This is a genomic window from Castellaniella sp., assembly GCF_034007085.1.
Classification (GTDB): Bacteria; Pseudomonadota; Gammaproteobacteria; order Burkholderiales; family Burkholderiaceae_B; genus Castellaniella.
Window position 1 is genome coordinate 1 of the sequence record NZ_JAVERO010000200.1, and the last position, 2,995, is coordinate 2,995.

Consider the following 2,995-nt stretch of genomic DNA (forward strand, 5'->3'; position numbering starts at 1 on the left):
AGCAGGATGCGGATATTGCGGATGGTAGCTTTGAAGTCCTTTACGTATTTGAGGATAAACAGGGTTTTCAGGATTCGAAGGGCAAAGTCGTTATCCAATGCTGCTTCAGCGAGTTGGATGGTGTTCAGCAAGTAAGTCTTTATCATTGGCTTTATGCCTTCATACATGAGGTCAAAGCTCGCCAAACCACCTATCTCTTTGTCGGATATTTTGATAAGCACTTGCTGGAAAATTGTTAACAGACTTCGAGCGCCCACAGATGTGTATTTGCCGGGGAATGCATCATGGTCAGAAAGAGAGATGAATGCCGCCTGTAACAAATACGACTGGTAAGGAATGAATGGATAAGACTTGATAAAATCTTCGGAATCTCTATACCTAGGGTAGCTTTTTGATCCATCAGCGAAATGGAATAGAGTAGCTAAGTTGTTCTCATGTTTGTGATATAGCTTCAATAAGGGAGTCTCACCCTCTGCTGTCTTCTGGAGCAGTCTTTTCTGGATAACTTCCCCCACGTTTTTCTCCGTGAGGTTGATCGGTATGGGAAACCTTGCCAGAATTCTGCCATACTCTGTGCTTTGGAGTTGTTTCAAGTGACCAAGTACGGATTCAAGATCTGATTGAGATGTGACTATTATCCAAGCTTTTTTCTGGCAGTATTTATCGAAGCTTTCAGAAATAGTTTGCAGATTGAGCATCAATTTGGTGTTATCTGCTATGAATTGACCAACTTCATCCACGCAAAAAATCAGTCGAAAATCCTTTCCCTTGCTTTCGATGTATGTAGCAACATCCTGGGCAAACTCTGCTATAGATACTTTGTAATTATGGGAGTAGTCTCTCAACAGAGATTTAATGCTTCCTTCTGCGGCCCCAGTAATATTTGTATAAGCCTTGGATACGTTATGGTCCTCCATTTCGGCCATTGCCCGTCCTATCGTCCAGTCTTTTCCAGATACTTTATAATACTCCGTTTTGAATGCTGCTAAGAGCCCTTGTCGATCCAAATCACGTTCAAACTTGGCAATATAGGCGTGCTTACCATAGTAGCCGCAGGCTTCATTGAAAACCTTTACGAAGACACTCACTACTGCATCATTATCCTTGGGTGATCCTGTATCAGCCAATTGGTCTATGTTGAAAAGGATACTTTGGGCAGGTATAGATCTAACTTTACCGATGTTTGCTTTCAGGATTTGATCATCTTCGCACTTTTGCGCCATAGCGTCAGCAATATGAAAATCATCATGATGCCAGCCTTCTAAAAGTAGAGAAATCATCTTTAGCAAGTGGGATTTTCCGGTTCCAAAAAAACCAGAGATCCAGGCTCCGGGCAACTTATCAAGACTAATGTAGGACTGCAGCAACTTATCAAGTTCAGATTTTATTTCACCTGTTAGTACATACTCGTCTATCTCTGTTTGTAAATTGCGATCATCATTAGCCATGATGACCCCGGCGATCTTGCGCTCTATATCCTTTTGAAATAAGTTCTTGATCTGCATTCTCTCTCCTTAAAACTACGGTTCGCAGTGGTAAATGTTAAAAGCCCGGTAATATCTATCGTCTAGGATGCCGAATAAGGTCAGGTTAGAACCCTTCACGTTGTCGGTTTCATACTTGCCCGGAAAGAATAGAACCAGTGGCTTCTCAGTAAACTTGCTCTCCAGAGTGGAAAGTAACTTATGTGTTCGTAAATAGGGATAGACTTCTCCAACCCCAGTGATAAAGATGATGTCTGGCATCACTCTTTTTATCAAATTTATTATCAATGGGGCTATGAACTCCCTGAGATCAGTTAAACCTGAAATCGAATTGAAGAATGTGTTTCTGGGTGTCTTGGTTTCATCAGCAATAAATCCATCCAGTACTCCAAGGGCGCTAAAGTGCTCAATGCAAAGCCGATACAGGTTAATGTCCAATACTTTGATTTGCTTGAGTTCCAGAGCATTTATAAGCTGTCCGATATGCTGATACATCTGAGTGGTTTCCTCTACCCGAAAAGGGCAGATGTAATAGGGTATATCGTTCGAAGGTCCGGTCATATCCAGGAACTTTCTGCTGCACATGAGTTTGAGCAGATGCTCAAAACGCACGTGGGGATCGTGATTCTCGTTGATGATAGCCATATCAGTAACCCATTACCACAGAAGGAAAGATAGCAGGAGTAAGAACCCCTTCCTTGATGATCAGTTCTCGCACTCTGGGACTCACGATCAACAGCCGCAGTTTCATCTCCGAATCAGTGATCCCAGAGCTAACCAGCATTCTGAATAGATTGGTCTGAAGCTTTTTTCTGCTTCCCTCAGCGATGCCTGCCAATTTTTCGTGGAGTTCTGCCTTGGTGTTGTAATAGAGATTGAAGTCAGAGATAGTGACCTCAAATTCATGCCGTTTCACTTTCTCAGCCAACACCTCCAGCGCGAACTCTCTAACAAAATCGTATTTCATGCAGATGGCATACCAAATGATCTGACACTGCTCTTCCCTGGTTCCGTTTGCCAGAATCTCCATCGCTTCTTCAGATAGCTGCTTGATTCTGGTATAGGCTTCAGAATAAATCCTCTTCTGCGCCACCAGCGTTCTTATCTGCAGGAGGTTGTCCTTGATTACGGCATCCTTGACCACATTCCAGTCTCTATGTTCCAAATACAACTGAGCCAGCAGTACGGAATCGCGGTAGAGCAGCGCTGCAGCAGTGATCCCGAAGGTGTAGCCTTTCACTTCTTGGGATTGCCGATTGACTTGGCTTGTTGTTTTACCCACAGGTCCACATCCTCCTTTTTAAACTTCCATAGCCTACCGATCTTATGAGCCGGAAGATCTCTCTCACTCAGCCATTTATACACAGTATCCTTGGTGACCCCAAGATAAGTGCTTATCTCGTCAACCGAAAGCCATCTGTCTTCCATAATTCTACTCCTTTCCAGATTCCATCGTATCTGGAGACCCCATCAGAACCAATACAAAATGGGATCAAATTGGAATAAAACCA

The 2,995-nt window shown here is 43.2% G+C and carries 4 protein-coding genes; all 4 read right to left on the minus strand.

Annotated features, from left to right (window positions below; all coding sequences use genetic code 11):
* Positions 1-1,505 (minus strand): BREX system P-loop protein BrxC (gene brxC, locus RBR29_RS11650; RefSeq protein ID WP_320349453.1); only part of this gene is annotated, 1,505 nt, incomplete at its 3' end.
* 15 nt (positions 1,506-1,520) lie between these two features.
* Positions 1,521-2,129: a DUF1788 domain-containing protein gene (locus RBR29_RS11655; protein WP_320349454.1), complete on the minus strand. Its 609-nt coding sequence runs from the start codon at positions 2,127-2,129 to the stop codon at positions 1,521-1,523.
* A gap of 1 nt (position 2,130) precedes the next feature.
* Positions 2,131-2,766: a DUF1819 family protein gene (locus tag RBR29_RS11660; protein ID WP_320349455.1), complete on the minus strand. Its 636-nt coding sequence runs from the start codon at positions 2,764-2,766 to the stop codon at positions 2,131-2,133.
* The gene (locus RBR29_RS11665) at positions 2,721-2,912 is read right to left on the minus strand and encodes a helix-turn-helix domain-containing protein (protein ID WP_320349456.1); all 192 of its coding nucleotides are present in this window, start codon (positions 2,910-2,912) and stop codon (positions 2,721-2,723) included. Before RBR29_RS11665 ends, RBR29_RS11660 begins: the two co-directional genes overlap by 46 nt.
* Between the last annotated feature and the right edge of the window lie 83 nt (positions 2,913-2,995).

Bases quoted from the DNA above. Each gene is read 5' to 3' on its own strand.
- RBR29_RS11655 (WP_320349454.1), bottom strand. From the start codon at position 2,129: ATGGCTATCATCAACGAGAATCACGATCCCCACGTGCGTTTTGAGCAT.
- RBR29_RS11665 (WP_320349456.1), bottom strand. From the start codon at position 2,912: ATGGAAGACAGATGGCTTTCGGTTGACGAGATAAGCACTTATCTTGGG.